We start from the raw sequence: 19,186 nt of genomic DNA on the forward strand, positions 1-19,186 counted from the left end.
CTTGCTAAGGAGGTGCAGAATTAAGATGCATGTAAAAAAAGGTGATAAAGTACAGGTAATCACTGGTAAAGACAAAGGAAAACAAGGCGTTATCCTTGTGGCTTTCCCAAAGCAAAACCGTGTTATCGTTGAGGGTGTCAATATCGTTAAGAAGCACTCTAAGCCATCTCAATTAAATCCACAAGGTGGAATTATTACTAAAGAAGCACCTATTCACGTTTCTAACGTTATGATTTTAGATCCGAAAACAGGTGAACCTACTCGCGTAGGCTTCAAAGTAGAAGATGGTAAAAAAGTTCGTATTGCAAAAAAATCTGGTGAATTATTAGATAAATAATTTTCTTAAGAAAGGAGGTCACTTCATTGAATCGCCTTAAAGAGAAGTTCCAAAAGGAAATTACTCCTGCTCTAGTGAGCAAGTTTAACTATAAATCTGTAATGCAGGTACCAAAAATCGAAAAGATCGTAATCAACACTGGTGTTGGTGACGCGGTATCTAACTCAAAAGCGTTAGACAACGCAGTAGAAGAATTAACACAAATCACAGGTCAAAAACCTGTTGTAACTCGTGCTAAAAAATCAATCGCTGGTTTCCGTCTTCGTGAAGGTATGCCAATCGGTGCGAAAGTAACTTTACGCGGCGAGCAAATGTATGAGTTCTTCGACAAATTAGTATCAGTTTCTTTACCACGTGTACGTGATTTCCGTGGTGTTTCTAAGAAATCATTCGATGGTCGTGGAAACTATACATTAGGTGTTAAAGAGCAACTTATTTTCCCTGAGATTGATTATGATAAAGTAAGCAAAGTCCGCGGTATGGACATCGTAATCGTTACTACAGCGAAAACTGATGAAGAAGCTCGTGAACTTTTAACACAATTCGGTATGCCATTCCAAAAATAATGGAAGCCAACGCTAAGTAGAGGAGGCGAAAACGTGGCTAAAAAATCTATGATAGCGAAACAAAAGCGTACTCCTAAGTTTAAAGTACAAGAGTATACACGTTGCGAACGCTGCGGTCGTCCGCATTCTGTATACCGCAAATTTAAACTTTGCCGTATTTGTTTCCGTGAACTTGCATATAAAGGTCAAATTCCTGGTGTTAAAAAAGCTAGTTGGTAAAACCCACAAATGGGAAGGAGGTAAAACACATGGTGATGACAGATCCAATTGCAGACATGCTTACTCGCATCCGTAATGCGAACATGGTACGTCATGAGAAATTAGAGGTTCCTGCTTCTAAAATCAAAAAAGAGATCGCTGAACTTTTAAAACGTGAAGGTTTCATTCGTGATGTAGAATACATCGAGGATAACAAACAAGGTATCCTTCGTATTTTCCTGAAATATGGTGCAAACAATGAACGTGTAATCACTGGATTAAAACGTATCAGTAAACCTGGCTTACGCGTTTACGCTAAAGCTGACGAAGTACCACGTGTACTTAACGGATTAGGTATCGCTCTTGTTTCTACATCTAAGGGAGTAATGACAGACAAAGACGCTCGTCAATTACAAACTGGTGGAGAAGTAGTAGCATACGTTTGGTAATATATATTTAAAACGAACGGAGGTGTGACCACATGTCTCGTATTGGTAAAAAGATTCTTGAAATCCCTGCAGGTGTTACTATTACAGTTGCAGAAGACAATACTGTAACAGTAAAAGGCCCTAAAGGTGAATTAACTCGTACTTTCAATGCTGATATGCTTATCAAAATTGAAGAGAATACATTAACAGTTGAGCGTCCATCTGAACAGAAGGAACACCGTGCATTACACGGTACAACTCGTGCTTTAATCGGAAACATGGTTGAAGGTGTAACTGAAGGTTTCGCACGCGGACTTGAATTAGTCGGTGTTGGTTACCGTGCTCAAAAACAAGGTGATAAACTTGTATTAAGCGTAGGTTATTCTCATCCAGTAGAAATGACTCCGGAAGCAGGTCTTGAAGTTGAAGTACCTGCACCAACTAAGATCGTAATTAAAGGTATCGACAAGCAACGTGTTGGCGAATTCGCTGCTAACATCCGTGCTGTACGTGCTCCTGAGCCTTACAAAGGTAAAGGTATTCGTTACGAAGGCGAAGTTGTTCGTCGTAAAGAAGGTAAAACTGCTAAGTAAACCCGTTAGGTGAGAGAAAGGAGTGACAAGAATGATCACTAAAGCTGATAAAAATGCGACTCGTAAGAAAAGACATGCACGTGTACGTGCTAAACTTACTGGTACTGCAGAGCGTCCACGTTTAAACGTGTTCCGTTCTAACCAACATATTTACGCTCAAGTTATTGATGATGTGAATGGTGTAACGTTAGTAAGTGCATCTACTCTTGATAAAGACCTTGCTCTTAACGGTACTAGCAATATTGAAGCTGCTACGAAAGTTGGAGAATCAGTTGCTAAGCGTGCTGTAGAGAAAGGCGTTAAAGAAGTAGTATTTGATCGCGGTGGTTACTTATACCATGGCCGTGTTAAAGCTCTAGCTGAAGCTGCTCGTGAGGCTGGATTACAATTTTAATGGTCAAAGGAGGGAAAATTGATGCATCGCATTGACCCAAGTAAATTAGAACTTGAAGAACGTGTAGTTACGATAAATCGTGTCGCGAAAGTTGTTAAGGGTGGTCGTCGTTTCCGCTTTGCTGCACTAGTTGTAGTTGGCGATAAAAACGGTCATGTTGGATTCGGTACTGGTAAAGCACAAGAGGTACCAGACGCAATCCGTAAAGCTATCGAAGACGCTAAGAAAAACTTAATCGCTGTACCATTAGTTGGTACAACAATTCCACACACAATCAACGGTCATTTTGGCGCTGGTGAAGTATTCTTAAAACCTGCTGCTGAGGGTACTGGTGTTATTGCTGGTGGACCTGTTCGTGCGGTCCTTGAATTAGCTGGTGTACAAGATATTCTTTCGAAATCTCTTGGTTCTAACACACCAATCAACATGATTCGCGCTACTGTGAACGGATTAAGCGAACTTAAGCGCGCTGAAGATGTTGCAAAATTACGCGGTAAATCTGTAGAAGAGCTACTAGGTTAAGGAGGGAAAACAAATGGCGAAAAAGTTAGAAATTACCCTCACTCGTAGTGTAATTGGTCGTCCACAAGATCAACGTGCGACGGTAGAAGCTTTAGGTCTTAAAAAGTTGAATTCAACTGTAGTTAAGGAAGAAACTCCTGCTATTCTTGGTATGATCAACAAAGTTTCTCACCTTGTAACTGTAAAAGAAGCTTAAGGATAACTCATTAATATAAGGAGGTGCCTGGGAATGAAACTTCATGAATTAAAACCTGCAGAAGGTTCTCGTAAAGTACGTAACCGTGTCGGTCGTGGTATCGGTTCTGGTAACGGTAAAACTGCTGGTAAAGGTCATAAAGGACAAAACGCACGTTCTGGCGGCGGTGTTCGTCTTGGCTTCGAAGGTGGTCAAACTCCATTATTCCGTCGTTTACCAAAACGCGGCTTCACAAACATTAACCGTAAAGAGTTTGCTATTGTAAACTTATCAACGTTAAATCGTTTTGAAGATGGTACAGAAGTAACACCTGAATTATTGCTGGAAACTGGCGTTATCAGCAAGTTAAACGACGGTGTTAAAGTTCTTGCAAGCGGAGCAGTAGAGAAAAAACTAACTGTTAAAGCGCACAAGTTCTCTTCAAGTGCTAAAGAAGCAATTGAAGCAGCTGGCGGATCAGTTGAGGTGATCTAATGTTTCGTACAATCTCCAACTTTATGCGCGTTGCTGAGATAAGACGTAAAATATTATTCACTTTAGCGATGTTAATCGTATTCAGGATTGGCACGTTTATCCCCGTGCCATTTACAAATGGAGACGTACTGAAGGCACAAGATCAATTAAATGCTTTAGGTATTCTAAATACATTTGGCGGTGGAGCCTTGAAAAACTTCTCCATCTTTGCGATGGGAATCATGCCGTATATTACAGCATCCATCATCGTGCAATTATTGCAGATGGATGTTGTTCCTAAATTTTCGGAATGGTCGAAGCAAGGTGAAATGGGCCGTCGTAAATTAACGCAATTCACGCGTTACTTTACAATTGTTCTTGCGTTTATTCAGGGGTTTGGTATGTCAATCGGTTTTAACGGTATGGTAGGTGGACAATTAATTTTGAATCCAGGTTGGAGCACTTATTTATACATTGCTACGGTACTGACTGCTGGTACTGCATTTTTAATGTGGTTAGGTGAACAGATTACAGCTAAAGGTGTAGGTAATGGTATTTCCATCCTTATCTTTGGCGGTATTGCCGCAGCGATCCCAAGTGTTATATCTCAAGTGTATCAGCAACAGTTTCAAAATATCGGAGATCAATTGTTCATGAGTATCGTTAAAGTTGCATTGATTTTACTAGCTGTGCTAGCAGTTATTGTGGGTGTTATTTTCATTCAACAGGCTGTTAGAAAGATCCCAATTCAATATGCGAAGCGTGTAACAGGAGGAAATGGTGGTTATGCTGGAGCACAAAACACACATTTACCGCTTAAGGTAAATAGTGCTGGTGTTATTCCAGTAATTTTTGCTGTTTCATTCTTAATTACGCCTCCGACTATTGCACAGTTCTTCCCGAAACATGATGTATCGCAGTGGATTATTGCAAACTTTAACTATTCTCACCCAGTGGGAATGATCATATATGTTGCGCTCATTGTAGCCTTCACATATTTCTATGCATTTGTTCAGGTTAATCCAGAGCAAATGTCAGAGAATCTAAACAAGCAAGGTGGATATGTTCCAGGTATTCGTCCGGGTAAGAATACGGAACAATATCTAACAAAAATCTTGTATCGTTTGACCTTTGTAGGATCAATTTTCCTAGCAGCGATTGCAATCTTACCAGTTATCTTTACGAAATTGGGAAATCTTCCTCCATCTGCACAGATCGGTGGAACGAGTATGTTAATCGTTGTCGGCGTTGCTTTAGAAACAATGAAGCAGCTAGAAAGCCAACTGGTAAAACGCCATTACAAAGGGTTTATCAAGCAGTGAGTAAGTGGGAAGAATTGTCTTCCCTACATGCTCATGTACTCTGAGGGGGAACAAGGATGAACTTAATTTTAATGGGGCTTCCTGGTGCTGGTAAAGGTACACAAGCCGAACAGATTGTTGCCAAGTATAACATCCCTCACATTTCAACAGGAGACATGTTCCGTGCAGCTATGAAGGCTGAAACTGAAATGGGTCTACAAGCAAAATCTTTTATTGATAAAGGTGCACTTGTTCCAGATGAAGTTACAATCGGAATCGTTCGTGAACGTTTAAGTCAAGACGACTGCGTAAGAGGTTTCTTACTAGACGGTTTCCCACGAACTGTTGCACAAGCATCAGCTCTTGAAGAAATTATGAAAGATCTTGGCAAAAAAATCGACTATGTTTTAAACATTAATGTGGATTCAGGGTTGTTATTAAAACGCCTTACAGGCCGTCGCATTTGTAAAGAGTGCGGTGCGACTTACCACTTAGAATTCAATCCACCAGCAAAAGCTGATGTGTGCGATAAATGTGGTGGCGAATTATATCAACGCTCTGATGACAATGAAGAAACTGTAGCAAATCGTTTAGATGTAAATATTAAGCAAACAAAACCTTTGCTTGATTTCTACGAAGAGCTTGGTTACTTACAAAGCATTAATGGTGAGCAAGATATCAATAAAGTATTTGCTGATATCGATGTTCTCATCGGAGGCTTAGCGTAATGATAATCTGCAAAACTCCTCGCGAGATAGAAATCATGCGAGAAGCTGGCAGTATCGTTGCTTTGACTCATCAAGAGTTGAAACAGCACATTACTCCAGGAATTACAACGAAAGAGCTCGATCAAATAGCGGAAAAGACGATTCAAAAATATGGTGCTACGCCATCTTTTAAAGGATACAACGGATTTCCGGGGAGCATATGTGCTTCTGTAAATGAAGAGCTTGTACACGGAATTCCAGGGAAGCGCAAGCTCAAAGAGGGCGATATCATCAGTATCGATATTGGTGCGAAATACAATGGGTACCATGGAGATTCTGCATGGACGTATCCAGTTGGAAACATTTCTGAATCTGTTCAAAAGCTACTTGATGTCACAGAAAAATCGTTGTATCTTGGTCTAGAACAAGTAAAACCAGGCGAGAGATTATCAAATATCTCACATGCGGTTCAAACCCATGCTGAAGAGAATGGATTCTCGATCGTTAGGGAGTATGTTGGTCACGGAATCGGGCAAGACTTACATGAGGACCCACAAATCCCGCACTATGGTCCACCAAATAGAGGCCCTAGATTAAAGCCGGGAATGGTCATCTGTGTTGAGCCGATGGTGAATCAAGGAAGACGATATGTAAAAACACTATCTGATGACTGGACAGTGGTAACGGTAGATGGTAAATGGTGTGCCCATTTTGAGCACACGATTGCTCTTACAGAAGCAGGATACGAAATCCTTACCACTTTATAAGTAGCTGGCTCTCCGGGATTTCAGAGCAGTGTAAAATGTTACTGATTTGAAGAAGGGAGAACTATTGAATGGCTAAAGATGATGTAATTGAAGTCGAAGGTACCGTTCTTGAAACGTTGCCAAATGCTATGTTCAAAGTAGAATTAGAGAATGGGCATGTCGTATTGGCTCACGTTTCTGGTAAAATCCGTATGAACTTCATTCGTATTTTACCAGGAGACAAAGTTACGGTAGAATTATCTCCGTACGATTTAAATCGTGGTCGTATTACGTACCGTTTTAAATAATATAGCACTCCGTAATCTTTAAGGAGGTTCGAGACATGAAAGTAAGACCGTCAGTTAAACCAATCTGCGAAAAATGTAAAGTTATTCGTAGACGTGGAAAAGTAATGGTTATTTGTGAAAACCCTAAACATAAACAAAAACAAGGTTAATCAGAAGGAGGTGCATTCGTAATGGCACGTATCGCAGGTGTAGATATTCCTCGAGACAAACGCGTTGTTATTTCTTTAACTTACGTATTCGGCATTGGTCGCACAACTGCTGAAAAAATTCTTGCTGAAGCAGGTATTTCTGAAGAAACACGAGTTCGTGATTTAACGGAAGACGAATTAGGACGTATCCGTGATATCATCGATCGTATTAAAGTTGAGGGAGACCTTCGTCGTGAAGTATCTCTTAACATCAAACGTCTAATGGAGATCGGTTCTTACCGTGGTCTTCGTCACCGTCGTGGTTTACCAGTTCGTGGTCAAAACTCTAAAAACAATGCTCGTACACGTAAAGGTCCACGTCGTACAGTAGCAAATAAAAAGAAATAATAAGTAAAGGAGGTTGAACTAACAATGGCACGTAAAACAAACACTCGTAAAAAACGTGTGAAAAAGAATATTGAAGCTGGTATAGCTCATATTCGTTCTACTTTCAACAACACAATCGTAACACTTACAGATACTCACGGTAACGCACTTTCTTGGTCTAGTGCTGGTGCACTTGGTTTCCGTGGATCTCGTAAATCTACTCCATTCGCTGCGCAAATGGCTGCTGAAACTGCTGCTAAAGCTGCAATGGAACACGGTTTAAAAACTTTAGAGGTTACTGTTAAAGGTCCTGGTGCTGGTCGTGAAGCTGCAATTCGTGCTCTTCAAGCTGCAGGTCTAGAAGTAACAGCAATTAGAGATGTTACTCCAGTTCCTCATAATGGATGTCGTCCACCAAAACGTCGTCGTGTGTAATTTTTCTGTATAGAATTTTCCCTTTTGTCTATAATGGATATGATGCATTATCGAGAAATTTCGTACAGAAACATCGCTTGTTGTGCACAATCGGGAACTGCCTAAGGGGGACTTTCGGTTAGACAGGGGTTATACCTTTGTTTAACCGGGGTTTCGACGTTTTGAAGGAGGGTTTAGTTAATGATTGAAATCGAAAAGCCGAAAATCGAAACGGTTGAACTTAACGAAGATGCTAAATATGGTAAATTCGTAATTGAACCGCTTGAGCGTGGATATGGTACTACTTTGGGTAACTCCTTACGTCGTATTCTTTTATCCTCACTCCCTGGTGCCGCTGTTACTGCTATCCAAATCGATGGCGTATTACATGAATTTTCAACAGTTGAGGGCGTAGTAGAAGACGTTACGACGATCATCTTAAACTTGAAAAAGTTAGCTCTTAAAATCTACTCTGAAGAAGAGAAGACGTTGGAAATTGATGTACAGGGCGAAGGTATTGTCACAGCTGCTGATATTACTCACGATAGTGATGTAGAAATCTTAAATCCAGATTTACACATTGCAACGTTAGCAAAAGATGCGCATTTCCGCGTGCGTTTAACTGCAAAGCGTGGCCGTGGGTATACGCCAGCTGATGCAAATAAAAGCGAAGATCAACCAATAGGAGTAATTCCTATTGATTCTATTTATACTCCAGTATCACGTGTGACTTACCAAGTGGAAAAGACACGTGTCGGACAAGTGGCTAATTATGATAAGCTTACGCTTGATGTATGGACGGATGGAAGCATCGGGCCAAAAGAAGCTATCTCTTTAGGTGCCAAAATCTTAACTGAGCATTTAAATATCTTTGTTGGTTTAACTGATGAAGCACAAAATGCTGAGATTATGGTCGAGAAGGAAGAAGATCAAAAAGAGAAAGTTCTTGAGATGACTATCGAAGAACTAGACCTTTCTGTTCGTTCTTATAATTGCCTAAAACGTGCAGGAATTAATACTGTACAAGAGCTTGCGAACAAAACAGAAGAAGATATGATGAAAGTTCGTAACTTAGGACGTAAATCCTTAGAAGAAGTTAAACATAAACTTGAGGAATTAGGTTTAGGTTTACGTAAAGACGACTGAGGATTTAAACCCATCAACAAAGGAGGGAACTACGAATGGCATACAGAAAATTAGGCCGTACAAGTGCGCAACGTAAAGCTATGTTACGTGATTTAGCTACTGATTTAATTATCAACGAGCGCATCCAAACGACAGAAACTCGTGCAAAAGAACTTCGTTCTGTAGTGGAAAAAATGATCACTTTAGGTAAACGCGGAGATCTTCATGCTCGTCGTCAAGCAGCAGCTTTCATTCGCAATGAAGTAGCTAACGCTGAGACTGGTCAAGATGCACTTCAAAAACTATTCGCTGATGTAGCTCCACGCTATGCTGAGCGCCAAGGCGGATACACTCGTATTGCAAAAATTGGTCCACGTCGCGGAGACGCAGCACCAATGGTAATTATCGAGTTAGTATAATGATAATTAAAAGGGCAGGACAGTTCTTTTCAAGAAACTGGTCATGGCCCTTTTTTTTAAATATAAAAATAGGCTAACTTGGCGAAGGAAAGGGTGCCTTCTATTGAAAAAAGAGAAACTTCGGATAGAAAATATATCATTTCAATATCCTGGGGCAGCCACTTATGCATTAAAAGATGTTTCATTTTCCTTATATGAGGGAGAATGGGTATCTATTATTGGACAAAACGGTTCAGGAAAGTCTACACTTGCAAAATTATTGAATGGTTTGTTTTTGCCAGAAGCAGGGACTATTACAGTAAATGATACAATGGTTTTATCAGAGGAAACGGTATGGGATGTTCGAAAACAACTTGGAATGGTATTTCAAAATCCAGATAATCAATTTGTTGGAACGACAGTGCAAGATGATGTTGTATTTGGCTTGGAGAATATCGGAATGCCAAGAGAACAAATGATTGAAAGATTAGAACAGGCCTTGCAACTTGTCCGTATGGAAGATTTTCTTAATGATGAGCCTCATTCCTTATCTGGTGGGCAAAAGCAGCGAGTGGCAATAGCAGGCGTTTTAGCACTTCAACCATCTATTTTAATATTAGATGAAGCAACGTCAATGTTAGACCCTCAAGGGAGACGTGAAGTAGTAGAAACGGTTAGACAACTTGTTACTCAAAAAGGTATTACCGTGTTATCAATTACGCACGATTTAGAAGAAGCGGCACAGTCAGATCGTGTCATTATTTTAAATAAGGGAGAAATATTAGAGGAAGGGACTCCAGAAAAAATTTTCAAATCCTCTCATATGCTCCAAGAAATTGGCTTAGATGTACCGTTTTCGGTGAAAATAGCAGAATTATTAAAAAGAAATGAAATTCTCTTGCAAAATACGCATCTTACAATGGAAAGCTTGGTGAACGAACTTTGGAGATTACATTCCAAAAAGTAGAACATCGTTATCAATATAAAACTCCATTTGAAAGACGCGCACTTTATGATGTAGACGTGTCGTTTCCAAGTGGGGGCTATTATGCCATTATCGGTCATACTGGTTCAGGAAAGTCGACGATGATTCAACATTTAAATGGTTTATTGCAGCCGACAAATGGTACAGTTCAAATTGGTGAACATTTGATTTCGGCAGGAAAGAAAGAAAAAAAGCTAAAGCCACTACGTAAAAAAGTAGGGGTTGTCTTTCAATTTCCAGAACATCAGTTGTTTGAAGAGACTGTGGAGAAAGATATTTGTTTCGGCCCTACTAATTTTGGAGTATCTGTAGACGAAGCAAGGAAAAAGGCTAGAAAGGCAATTGAACTTGTAGGGCTAGAACCAGAACTGTTAACACGTTCTCCGTTCGAATTAAGTGGTGGACAAATGAGACGTGTTGCTATAGCGGGTGTACTGGCAATGGAACCTGAAGTGCTTGTATTAGATGAACCTACAGCAGGACTAGATCCAAAAGGGCAGAACGAACTTATGGAGATGTTTTATAAGCTGCACAAGGAGAAGGGTCTTACAGTCATCCTTGTAACGCATAATATGGAGGATGCTGCTCAGTATGCGGAGCAGATTGTAGTTATGCATAAAGGAACGGTCTTTTTGCAAGGAAGTGCAGAGGAAGTATTTTCACATGCTGATGAACTAGAGAAAATTGGTGTGGATCTTCCTATGTCATTAAAGTATAAACGTGCAATTGAAGAGAAGTTTGGTATTTCAATTCCAAAGGCTACCTTATCTTTAGAGGATCTTACTCATGAAGTTGTGCAGGTGTTACGAAAAGGTGGTCATGAATCATGCAGCAGTTGATTATTGGGAGATATATCCCGGGGAATTCACTTATTCATCAACTTGATCCACGTACGAAGCTGCTGATTGTCTTTTTATATGTATTTGTTGTTTTCTTAGCAAATAATGCGATTTCATATGGATTTTTATTTTTATATGCACTCATTGCTTTATTTTTTGCAAAAGTGCCGATTCGTTATGTACTTTCGGGCTTAAAACCAATTTTATGGATTTTTCTTTTTACATTTTTCCTGCATATTTTTACAAATAAAGAGGGGGATGTACTATTCCAGCTTGGTTGGTTTTCGATATATGAAAAAGGATTAGAGCAAGGGATATACATTTCTGTACGATTCTTCGTTATTATTTTAATGACGACATTATTAACGTTAACGACGACACCTATTGAAATTACAGATGGTTTGGAGACGTTATTAAAGCCGTTGAAGCGTATAAAGGTTCCTGTTCATGAAATCGCATTAATGATGTCAATTTCTCTTCGTTTTATCCCGACATTAATGGATGAAACGAGTAAAATAATGAAAGCACAAGCGTCACGTGGTATTGATTTTGCCGGGGGACCGATAAAAGATAGAATGAAAGCTATTATTTCACTGCTCGTTCCTCTGTTTATCAGTGCTTTTAAGCGTGCAGAGGACTTAGCCATTGCGATGGAAGCTCGTGGATATCAAAGTGGTGAAGGACGTACTAAATTTAGGCAACTACGCTGGAAAACAAGCGATACAGTAACGATTGTCAGCTTATTTTGTTTAGCTTGTATTTTGGCATGGGTGCGATCGTAATGGAGAATAGAGAAATGGATAGAATAAAATGTACGGTTGCATATGATGGCATGCATTTTTGTGGTTATCAAATTCAGCCGAACCATCGTACTGTTCAACAGGAGATAGAAAAAGCATTGCAGAAATTGCATAAGGGAGAACTTGTTCGTGTTCAGGCATCTGGTAGAACAGATTCTACAGTTCATGCAAAAGGACAAGTAATACACTTTGATACTCCTTTGTCTCTTGAAGAGTGGCAATGGAGTAATGCTTTAAATACAATGTTGCCAGATGATATTGTTATTAGGCAAGTAGAGAAAAAAACAGAAGAATTTCATGCACGTTACGGTGTTGAGAAAAAAGAATATCGTTATCGTGTATTATTATCAAAGACTGCGGATGTATTCCGTAGAAATTACGTATATCAATATCCATACCCGCTCGAAATCAACTCTATAAGAAAAGCAATTCCTTATTTTATTGGAACGCATGATTTTACTTCTTTTTGTTCGGCAAAAACTGACAAAAAAGATAAAGTGCGAACAATTTATGAAATCGAGTTAATTGAACAAGATGATGAAATAATTTTTCGTTTTGTAGGTAATGGATTTTTATATAATATGGTCAGAATTATTGTTGGTACGTTACTTAGCGTAGGGCAAGGAAAGCTTGATCCTGATAGCATTCCAGAGATTTTAGCGAAACAAAATCGTCAGTTTGCTGGAAAGATGGCTCCAGGTCATGGGCTTTACTTATGGGAGGTAAACTATAACAACTAATCCTGGTGTAACATTTGCTTGACATTAGAAACTCAAAAGTATATCATAACATATGGTATTGTTTCTAAAACCACGATTAGCCCCGGAAGGAAATCGTGTTTAAGATAAACAATAGATTTTTTCTATGGAAAAGATAACGAGGAGGGAAACACATGCGTACGACTTTTATGGCAAAAGCTAACGAAGTTGAGCGTAAATGGTATGTGGTTGATGCTGAAGGTCAAACTTTAGGTCGCCTTGCTAGTGAAGTAGCATCCATTTTACGTGGTAAAAACAAACCTACATTTACACCACACGTTGACACGGGTGATCATGTAATTATTATTAACGCTGAGAAAATTCATTTAACAGGTAATAAATTAAACGATAAAATTTACTACCGTCACACTAACCACCCAGGTGGACTTAAGCAAAGAACAGCTCTTGAAATGCGTACAAACTACCCTGTACAAATGTTAGAGCTTGCAATTAAAGGCATGCTTCCAAAAGGACGCTTAGGCCGTCAAGTTTCTAAGAAACTTAACGTGTATGCTGGAGCAGAGCATCCACACCAAGCACAAAAACCAGAAGTTTACGAACTTCGCGGATAATTAATTAAAGGAGGGCTTACTTTGGCACAGGTTCAATACTATGGCACTGGACGTCGTAAGAGTTCAGTAGCGCGCGTACGCCTAGTTCCAGGCGAAGGACGCGTTATCATTAACGGTCGTGATTTTGAAAACTATATCCCATTTGCTGCATTACGTGAAGTAGTGAAACAACCTCTAGTTGCAACAGAAACTTTAGGTAACTACGATGTACTTGTAAACGTAAATGGTGGTGGATACACTGGTCAAGCTGGTGCTATTCGTCACGGTATTTCTCGCGCTTTATTAAAAGCTGATCCAGAATACCGTCTAACATTAAAACGTGCAGGTCTATTAACTCGTGACGCACGTATGAAAGAGCGTAAAAAATACGGTCTTAAAGGCGCACGTCGTGCACCTCAGTTCTCAAAACGTTAATTTTTGCGAACTACAAACCCCAACCATTTTGGTTGGGGTTTTTTTATGTTTCATTCCTCTTTTGCAATTTTTATAGCTTGGAATATTTTAGTGCTACCGCCGCGCGTATGCTTCTTCTTTAGAAGTTTAGACTAATACGTATTAGGGAGGTTTATATGTACTATGAATGTCATTGTCAGCTTACAAGAAAAACAAAAAGAAAAGCAGTTAAAATACGAGCGGAAGATGTTGCGGGAATTATCATTAAAAACATTGCGTTCAAATATTCGTGATGCCTTTCAAATGCAAGAGCTTCATCGTCAGTATGAAGATTACTGTATTGAATTAGGGATAGAATCTTATTTATTAGGAGCGAGATACAGTAAATTTGGTTATTATGGTGAATCGTTTTTTGATGTGAAATATAGAGCTTTAGAAGAAGAACAACAATTAACTGAAACGCTATTTCAATTTTTAACGAGTATGACTATGCGAGAAATAAAGTTGAAAGATGAGGAGTTACTTTTTGAATCTTGTCAGCAGTTTATAGGATTGTGGTGGCAAGAAGGGTATGAAAAAGGTGAAAGAAGATATCGATTAAAGCTTCATTAAGACAAGCATAAACTTTCCTCTTGTCCCATATAAGTAATTAGAGGGACTAGCTGGAGGAGGAAAGGTATGAAGAGAATTCGAATTATCTCTTTTGCACTCGCTGCGGTTGTATTGTTTTTTTTTGTCAAGCAAGAATTTCAAATTACAAAATCGTGGCGAGCTTGGAATTTACCCTTATCAGGGAAAGTAATTGTATTAGATGCTGGGCATGGTGGACCAGATGGAGGGGCTGTTGGTGGAAAGGATATTATAGAAAAGGATATTACGCTTGAAATTACAAAAAAGGTACAAGACTATTTACAAGAACAAGGTGCACTAGTTATTTTAACGCGTGAGGGAGATTATGATTTAGCTAACAAAGATACAAAGTCATATAGTAGACGTAAAGCAGAGGATTTAAAAAAACGTGTAGAAATCATCAATAAACCTGATGTAGACTTTTTTGCAAGTATTCATTTAAATGCTTTAACTAGTAGTGGGTCGAAAGGCGCACAAACGTTCTATTACCGCTCTTCGATTGAAAATGAACGTGCTGCAAAATTTATACAGGCTGAATTGAGAACAAGTTTAGAGAACACGAATCGTTCTGCTAAGACAATTTCGCATGTGTATTTATTAAAGTATTCTAAAACACCAGGTGCTTTAATTGAAGCCGGCTTTTTATCAAATGTGAACGAAAGGTATATGTTAAATTCGGAGAAATATCAGCAAAAGGTAGCAGCTGCAATATACCGTGGTATATTACGTTATTTCACGGAAAAAGGAAATCCTCCAGAATAAGGAGGATTTTTTTGAGCTTCTCTCGTTAACGAAGTTTTCGGAAAATATGTTATACTGGAAATGTAAACGCATTTATTTCAAGAATACGCAGAGATAAATTCAATTAACATTACGTTATTTTTCATACAGGGGGCTGGGCTAATTATGGTAACGAAAGAGCAAGTGGTTGAAGCGTTAGAAGGGATTGTAGATCCGTTTTTACATAAAACATTAAAAGAAACAAGTGCAATTAAAGAGGTAACAGTCAAGCCAGAGAAGGAACATGTGAGTGTTAAAATTGCAATCGTAAAAACCGGTACAGCGGAACAAATGCAGTTGCAGTCTGGAATTGTAAAGTTAGTAAAAGAACTTGGGGCAGCAACAGTTGGACTTCGTTTTGCAGAATTTACAGAAGAGGAATTAGCTCAGTTTGCACCGGAACAAGAAGAAGAGCAAAGTGAATCTTTATTGTCACCTAATTCAAAAACAACATTCTTAGCAGTAGCGAGTGGAAAAGGTGGCGTGGGAAAATCAACTGTTTCCGTTAACCTTGCAGTTGCTTTAGCTCGTTTAGGAAAAAAAGTTGGTATTATTGATGCGGACATTTACGGTTTTAGTGTGCCAGACATGATGGGGATAGAAAAACGTCCTATCGTAAGAGGTGACAAGATAATTCCGGTGGAACGTTTAGGTGTAAAGGTAATCTCAATGGGCTTCTTTGTAGAGGATAATGCACCAGTTATTTGGAGAGGACCTATGCTTGGGAAAATGTTAAACCACTTCTTCACAGAAGTAGAATGGGGCGATTTAGATTATTTAGTACTAGATTTGCCACCAGGCACAGGTGATGTTGCGTTAGATGTGCACTCAATGTTGCCATCTTGCAAAGAGATTATTGTAACGACGCCTCATCCAACAGCTGCGTTTGTAGCAGCGCGTGCTGGAGCGATGGCATTGCGCACTGAACATAGTATTCTTGGTGTTGTTGAGAATATGGCATATTTTGAAAGTAAGGTAACTGGTGAGAAAGAATATGTATTTGGAAAAGGCGGGGGAGATAAGTTAGCTACCGAATTACAAACGAATGTTCTTGGTCGTATTCCACTGCAACAACCCGATTGGAATAAAGAAGACTTTGCTCCTTCAGTATATGAAGATACACATACAACTGGCATTATTTATAGTAAAATAGCTGAAACAGTAATTGATAAAACAGCTGTTACACAAAAATAAAGTGAAACTTTAATCAGTGGGGTTCACCTGTTACTGACAACAATAAGGCTTTTGTTGCTAGTAAACCTTTCGCTTAATTAGAGGGGTCCATTTTGTCTGTTAATAGCAAGATAAAGTAATAACGAGTGAACAATATATAAATTGTCCACTCGTTATTATAGTTATTATTTTTTACTGTTCTTCCTTCTTCTCGCCTTGAGAACCACCGTCACCGCCTGCTTCTTTCTTACCAGATCCGCCTTTTTCAGCTTTTTGCACACCTTTACTAATGATATCAATCATCTTGGCTTGGAAGAGTGGACTTTCAGCAGTTTCTGTTAGTACTTGTTGTAGATATTGACGGTATTCTTTACTCTTCATTGTTTGTAACATCATTTTTTCTACTTCAGGATTTTTCATAATTTCTATAACGCCTGCTTGGTATTCAGGGTCTTTTAATAAGGTTTTCATTAATTGAGTTTGTTCTTTCCCCATACTTTTAGCAAATTTTGATGAGAACTCAGGATCTTTAAAGAGCTTTTCCCAGAATTGTTGCCCTTTATCGGATACCATGGCATCTTCAATCGTTTTCTTTACTACTGTTTCATCTAGTATGAGTGCTTGTTTCATTTTTTCATCAGTTAATACATCTTGAATAGCTTTCTTACCTTGATCTGTTTTTAAAATATCAACAATCATTTTCTTTGTTTGATCGTAATCTAGTTCGGATTTCGTTTCTTTTCCTTGTGCGCATGCTGCAAGTGCGATAAGTAGAAAAGAAGAAACGAAAATGAATAGCATCCGTTTCATAAGTTGGAACTCCTTTCAGCACAGTTCTCTCTTTTTAATATAAATATCTTTAAGGAATTTATACATGAACATGGCTAGCTTTTTGAAATTGTCATTGATACAATTTAATTAGAAATATAAGGATAATGGGGGATGTGTTGTGAATAGCCGCAAGTGGGTACGACTATTTTTAACGACGTTGTTTCTTGGTGGGATTAGCACAGTTATTATTGGTTTTGTTTTGGAGTGGGACAAGTACAATAAATTTTTTCAAAATTTCGACGGTAAGGAGATTTTAGCAGTATCTTTCTGGCTGATGGGTGTAGGATTTATTTTTAGTGTTATAAGTCAAATGGGATTCTTTGCATATTTAACAATCCACCGTTTTGGACTAGGGATGTTTCGCTCATCTTCTTTATGGAATGCAGTCCAGCTCTTCTTTATTGCATTCGTATTATTTGATTTTGTGTATTTAAGATCTGTACTTATTGCAAATGGGGAAGTCTCGTTAGGGAATAATATACTTGTTGCTGGAATGTTATTTGTGTTTGGAGCAATTGTTGCTTATGTAAAAAGTAAAGAAACAAATAAAAAAGCATTTGTGCCAGCTCTGTTCTTTATGGTTGTTGTAACGATCCTTGAATGGGTACCGGCGCTTCGGATTAATGATACAGATTGGTTATATTTAATGGTTATACCGCTATTGTTATGTAATGCATATCAATTACTTGTATTACATCGTTTAATCGGAAAAACAAGTAAATCAGCTTAATAGAGAGGTTTTATACAACAGCAGTTATAATGTTGTAAATGGTATGATTAAAAAAGCTCTACCACCTTCTTGAAAGGTAGTAGAGCTTTTTATGCGTGAAGAGTAGTAGGGAAGAAGCTACTTCACATCTTCACTTTTCGTACTTGTGTTGGAAATAAGTTGTGAAACGGATATTTGCTCATATCCATCACTTTTTATTTTTTGCAGGAGCAGCGGTAAAGCTCTATTTGTTTGAAGGGCAGAATCGGATGCGTGTAATAAGACGATATCTCCACCTTTCAAATTATTAGAGACAGTGGAAACGATGTTATTTACACCTGGGTTTTTCCAATCGTTTGAATTATTACTCCAATGCACGACGGTGTATCCAAGTGATTCTGCGATTTTAAGGGTTGCTTTGTTAAATTCGCCACTAGGTGGACGTAACAGCTTGACTTGTTTTACACCAAGTTTCGTAAAAACATCTTGTGCTCGTAAAAGGTCTCGTCTTATTTCATTTGTCTCTAGAGAAGTATAGGATGTGTAATTGTACCCCATACTACCGATTTCGTGTCCATCTTTCATGATTCGCTCTACAATATCGGGGTGTCTTTCGGCCCATGCAGCAGAAAGGAAGAAGGTTGCATTCTTAATTTCTTTTTCTTTAAGAGTATCTAGGATTGGAATTGCTTTTTTGTCTCCCCAACTAATATCAAACGTAAATGCAACTTGCTTTTTAGCGGTGTCTCCTTTGTAAATTACTTTAGGGCCTGTAGCAGTTGAAAAAGCAGATTCATGTGAATATGTTTTTAAAAAGAGTAGCCATGCTGTAAATAAGGACAGTATCACTATTAAGCTAATGTGTTTAAAATTTCTCTTACTCGTAATAAAAAAGAAAAACATAATATTACGCCCCTTTGTCCAATCCTTTTCAGTTACATATATGCTGGAAATATAAAAAAGAGAACAAAGGATTAATATCGTAAGTAGTGGATATAATGGATGATAGGATTGTGATAATTGAAAATGAGCGGAACGTTTATTGTTGCGTAAGGAATTATTGAGGTGATTGTTTGCTTGGGCTGATGTTGACAAAAGAAGAGAGAAAAGAAATGGAATACATATTGAAGAGAGAATTAGAGGAACTTTTATTTGATTTTGAAGATGAGCGTATTCATGAAGTTGTAAAAAAAGCTATGGAAGAAAGATATAAAATCATTTTCTGTTTATTCCGGAGAGTAGCTAACACAGAAGAATGTATTCGTTATGTAAGAAAAAGAATTTTTTATTAAAAAGTGTTGACGTTAATAGTTTGTATATGTTAAATTAATAACCGTCGCTGATGCGGAAACGCAGAAAACGACAAAAAGAAATTGAAAAACTTAGTTGACATTAACTAACGAAGATGTTAACATAAGGAAGTCGCAAATGAGCGACCAAGTAGTTCTTTGAAAACTGAACGAAACAAACAACGTGAAACGTCAATTTTTATTTTAGATGCTAGACAAACTAACT

General features: G+C 38.4%; 31 protein-coding genes. 29 read left to right on the forward strand and 2 right to left on the reverse strand.

Going from position 1 to position 19,186, the window contains the following annotated elements:
• Positions 1-25 precede the first annotated feature (25 nt).
• From rplX to ACS2QP_RS24960, 27 genes are all read left to right on the forward strand, one after another.
• Positions 26-337 carry a 50S ribosomal protein L24 gene (rplX, locus tag ACS2QP_RS24830; RefSeq protein ID WP_000558200.1) on the forward strand — a complete coding sequence of 104 codons (312 nt, stop codon included), beginning with the start codon at positions 26-28 and terminating at the stop codon, positions 335-337.
• Between the two features lie 26 nt (positions 338-363).
• Positions 364-903: a 50S ribosomal protein L5 gene (gene rplE / locus ACS2QP_RS24835; protein WP_001080831.1), complete on the forward strand. Its 540-nt coding sequence runs from the start codon at positions 364-366 to the stop codon at positions 901-903.
• Positions 904-936: 33 nt separating this feature from the next.
• A complete protein-coding gene (gene rpsN, locus ACS2QP_RS24840; RefSeq protein ID WP_001085700.1) occupies positions 937-1,122 on the forward strand; it encodes a 30S ribosomal protein S14 in 186 nt (61 codons plus the stop codon).
• Between the two features lie 29 nt (positions 1,123-1,151).
• Complete coding sequence (rpsH, locus tag ACS2QP_RS24845) at positions 1,152-1,550, forward strand: 30S ribosomal protein S8 (RefSeq protein WP_000245511.1); 399 nt, start codon at positions 1,152-1,154, stop codon at positions 1,548-1,550.
• 32 nt (positions 1,551-1,582) lie between these two features.
• Positions 1,583-2,122 (forward strand): 50S ribosomal protein L6, encoded by a 540-nt coding sequence (rplF, locus tag ACS2QP_RS24850; protein ID WP_000086558.1) that lies wholly within the window; start codon positions 1,583-1,585, stop codon positions 2,120-2,122.
• A gap of 31 nt (positions 2,123-2,153) precedes the next feature.
• Positions 2,154-2,516 carry a 50S ribosomal protein L18 gene (gene rplR, locus ACS2QP_RS24855; RefSeq protein ID WP_000628816.1) on the forward strand — a complete coding sequence of 121 codons (363 nt, stop codon included), beginning with the start codon at positions 2,154-2,156 and terminating at the stop codon, positions 2,514-2,516.
• 21 nt (positions 2,517-2,537) lie between these two features.
• Entirely contained in the window at positions 2,538-3,038 is a 501-nt protein-coding gene (gene rpsE, locus ACS2QP_RS24860) for a 30S ribosomal protein S5 (RefSeq protein WP_000554646.1), read from the forward strand.
• Positions 3,039-3,051: 13 nt separating this feature from the next.
• Complete coding sequence (gene rpmD, locus ACS2QP_RS24865) at positions 3,052-3,234, forward strand: 50S ribosomal protein L30 (RefSeq protein ID WP_001085234.1); 183 nt, start codon at positions 3,052-3,054, stop codon at positions 3,232-3,234.
• Between the two features lie 33 nt (positions 3,235-3,267).
• Complete coding sequence (gene rplO / locus ACS2QP_RS24870; protein ID WP_000766081.1) at positions 3,268-3,708, forward strand: 50S ribosomal protein L15; 441 nt, start codon at positions 3,268-3,270, stop codon at positions 3,706-3,708.
• Positions 3,708-5,009, forward strand: a complete 1,302-nt coding sequence (gene secY / locus ACS2QP_RS24875; protein WP_000490117.1) for a preprotein translocase subunit SecY — start codon at positions 3,708-3,710, stop codon at positions 5,007-5,009. Before rplO ends, secY begins: the two co-directional genes overlap by 1 nt.
• Positions 5,010-5,065: 56 nt before the next feature.
• Entirely contained in the window at positions 5,066-5,716 is a 651-nt protein-coding gene (locus tag ACS2QP_RS24880; RefSeq protein WP_001048989.1) for an adenylate kinase, read from the forward strand.
• Positions 5,716-6,462, forward strand: a complete 747-nt coding sequence (gene map / locus ACS2QP_RS24885; protein ID WP_332285385.1) for a type I methionyl aminopeptidase — start codon at positions 5,716-5,718, stop codon at positions 6,460-6,462. The genes ACS2QP_RS24880 and map overlap by 1 nt, the downstream gene beginning before the upstream one ends.
• Positions 6,463-6,530: 68 nt before the next feature.
• A complete protein-coding gene (infA, locus tag ACS2QP_RS24890) occupies positions 6,531-6,749 on the forward strand; it encodes a translation initiation factor IF-1 (RefSeq protein WP_001029884.1) in 219 nt (72 codons plus the stop codon).
• A gap of 35 nt (positions 6,750-6,784) precedes the next feature.
• Positions 6,785-6,898, forward strand: coding sequence for a 50S ribosomal protein L36 (rpmJ, locus tag ACS2QP_RS24895; RefSeq protein WP_000868344.1), 114 nt, complete (start codon positions 6,785-6,787; stop codon positions 6,896-6,898).
• Between the two features lie 21 nt (positions 6,899-6,919).
• Positions 6,920-7,285: a 30S ribosomal protein S13 gene (rpsM, locus tag ACS2QP_RS24900; RefSeq protein ID WP_000090788.1), complete on the forward strand. Its 366-nt coding sequence runs from the start codon at positions 6,920-6,922 to the stop codon at positions 7,283-7,285.
• Positions 7,286-7,309: 24 nt separating this feature from the next.
• Positions 7,310-7,699 (forward strand): 30S ribosomal protein S11, encoded by a 390-nt coding sequence (gene rpsK, locus ACS2QP_RS24905; protein ID WP_000101798.1) that lies wholly within the window; start codon positions 7,310-7,312, stop codon positions 7,697-7,699.
• Positions 7,700-7,879: 180 nt separating this feature from the next.
• Positions 7,880-8,824 (forward strand): DNA-directed RNA polymerase subunit alpha, encoded by a 945-nt coding sequence (locus tag ACS2QP_RS24910; protein WP_000569643.1) that lies wholly within the window; start codon positions 7,880-7,882, stop codon positions 8,822-8,824.
• Between the two features lie 35 nt (positions 8,825-8,859).
• Positions 8,860-9,222, forward strand: coding sequence for a 50S ribosomal protein L17 (gene rplQ, locus ACS2QP_RS24915; RefSeq protein WP_000331490.1), 363 nt, complete (start codon positions 8,860-8,862; stop codon positions 9,220-9,222).
• Positions 9,223-9,325: 103 nt separating this feature from the next.
• On the forward strand, positions 9,326-10,168 hold the full coding sequence (locus ACS2QP_RS24920) for an energy-coupling factor ABC transporter ATP-binding protein (RefSeq protein ID WP_059303359.1): 843 nt from the start codon (positions 9,326-9,328) through the stop codon (positions 10,166-10,168).
• Positions 10,144-11,025: an energy-coupling factor ABC transporter ATP-binding protein gene (locus ACS2QP_RS24925; RefSeq protein ID WP_061456708.1), complete on the forward strand. Its 882-nt coding sequence runs from the start codon at positions 10,144-10,146 to the stop codon at positions 11,023-11,025. The genes ACS2QP_RS24920 and ACS2QP_RS24925 overlap by 25 nt, the downstream gene beginning before the upstream one ends.
• Entirely contained in the window at positions 11,013-11,807 is a 795-nt protein-coding gene (locus ACS2QP_RS24930; RefSeq protein WP_001186526.1) for an energy-coupling factor transporter transmembrane component T family protein, read from the forward strand. Before ACS2QP_RS24925 ends, ACS2QP_RS24930 begins: the two co-directional genes overlap by 13 nt.
• A gap of 14 nt (positions 11,808-11,821) precedes the next feature.
• A complete protein-coding gene (gene truA / locus ACS2QP_RS24935) occupies positions 11,822-12,565 on the forward strand; it encodes a tRNA pseudouridine(38-40) synthase TruA (protein WP_002164804.1) in 744 nt (247 codons plus the stop codon).
• 152 nt (positions 12,566-12,717) lie between these two features.
• The gene (gene rplM / locus ACS2QP_RS24940) at positions 12,718-13,155 is read left to right on the forward strand and encodes a 50S ribosomal protein L13 (RefSeq protein WP_001260793.1); all 438 of its coding nucleotides are present in this window, start codon (positions 12,718-12,720) and stop codon (positions 13,153-13,155) included.
• 21 nt (positions 13,156-13,176) lie between these two features.
• On the forward strand, positions 13,177-13,569 hold the full coding sequence (gene rpsI, locus ACS2QP_RS24945; protein WP_000079986.1) for a 30S ribosomal protein S9: 393 nt from the start codon (positions 13,177-13,179) through the stop codon (positions 13,567-13,569).
• Positions 13,570-13,731: 162 nt separating this feature from the next.
• A complete protein-coding gene (locus ACS2QP_RS24950; RefSeq protein ID WP_001101005.1) occupies positions 13,732-14,160 on the forward strand; it encodes a DUF2521 family protein in 429 nt (142 codons plus the stop codon).
• Positions 14,161-14,226: 66 nt separating this feature from the next.
• Positions 14,227-14,940, forward strand: a complete 714-nt coding sequence (cwlD, locus tag ACS2QP_RS24955) for an N-acetylmuramoyl-L-alanine amidase CwlD (protein ID WP_438882951.1) — start codon at positions 14,227-14,229, stop codon at positions 14,938-14,940.
• Between the two features lie 144 nt (positions 14,941-15,084).
• Positions 15,085-16,152, forward strand: a complete 1,068-nt coding sequence (locus ACS2QP_RS24960) for an Mrp/NBP35 family ATP-binding protein (RefSeq protein ID WP_000256628.1) — start codon at positions 15,085-15,087, stop codon at positions 16,150-16,152.
• 171 nt (positions 16,153-16,323) lie between these two features.
• Here ACS2QP_RS24960 and gerD read toward each other — a convergent pair whose 3' ends face one another.
• The gene (gerD, locus tag ACS2QP_RS24965; RefSeq protein WP_000827295.1) at positions 16,324-16,941 is read right to left on the reverse strand and encodes a spore germination lipoprotein GerD; all 618 of its coding nucleotides are present in this window, start codon (positions 16,939-16,941) and stop codon (positions 16,324-16,326) included.
• Between the two features lie 139 nt (positions 16,942-17,080).
• On the opposite strand from gerD, the gene kbaA reads away from it, so the two are divergent.
• Positions 17,081-17,692 (forward strand): KinB signaling pathway activation protein KbaA, encoded by a 612-nt coding sequence (kbaA, locus tag ACS2QP_RS24970; RefSeq protein WP_001088527.1) that lies wholly within the window; start codon positions 17,081-17,083, stop codon positions 17,690-17,692.
• Positions 17,693-17,809: 117 nt separating this feature from the next.
• Here kbaA and pdaB read toward each other — a convergent pair whose 3' ends face one another.
• Positions 17,810-18,574, reverse strand: a complete 765-nt coding sequence (pdaB, locus tag ACS2QP_RS24975; RefSeq protein WP_000464703.1) for a polysaccharide deacetylase family sporulation protein PdaB — start codon at positions 18,572-18,574, stop codon at positions 17,810-17,812.
• Positions 18,575-18,744: 170 nt separating this feature from the next.
• Between pdaB and ACS2QP_RS24980 the strand changes: the two genes are divergently transcribed.
• The gene (locus ACS2QP_RS24980) at positions 18,745-18,963 is read left to right on the forward strand and encodes a hypothetical protein (RefSeq protein ID WP_000901147.1); all 219 of its coding nucleotides are present in this window, start codon (positions 18,745-18,747) and stop codon (positions 18,961-18,963) included.
• The last annotated feature ends 223 nt before the right edge of the window (positions 18,964-19,186 follow it).

It is taken from the genome of Bacillus cereus group sp. Bce019 (genome assembly GCF_051781745.1).
GTDB classification, from domain to species: Bacteria; Bacillota; Bacilli; order Bacillales; family Bacillaceae_G; genus Bacillus_A; species Bacillus_A cereus.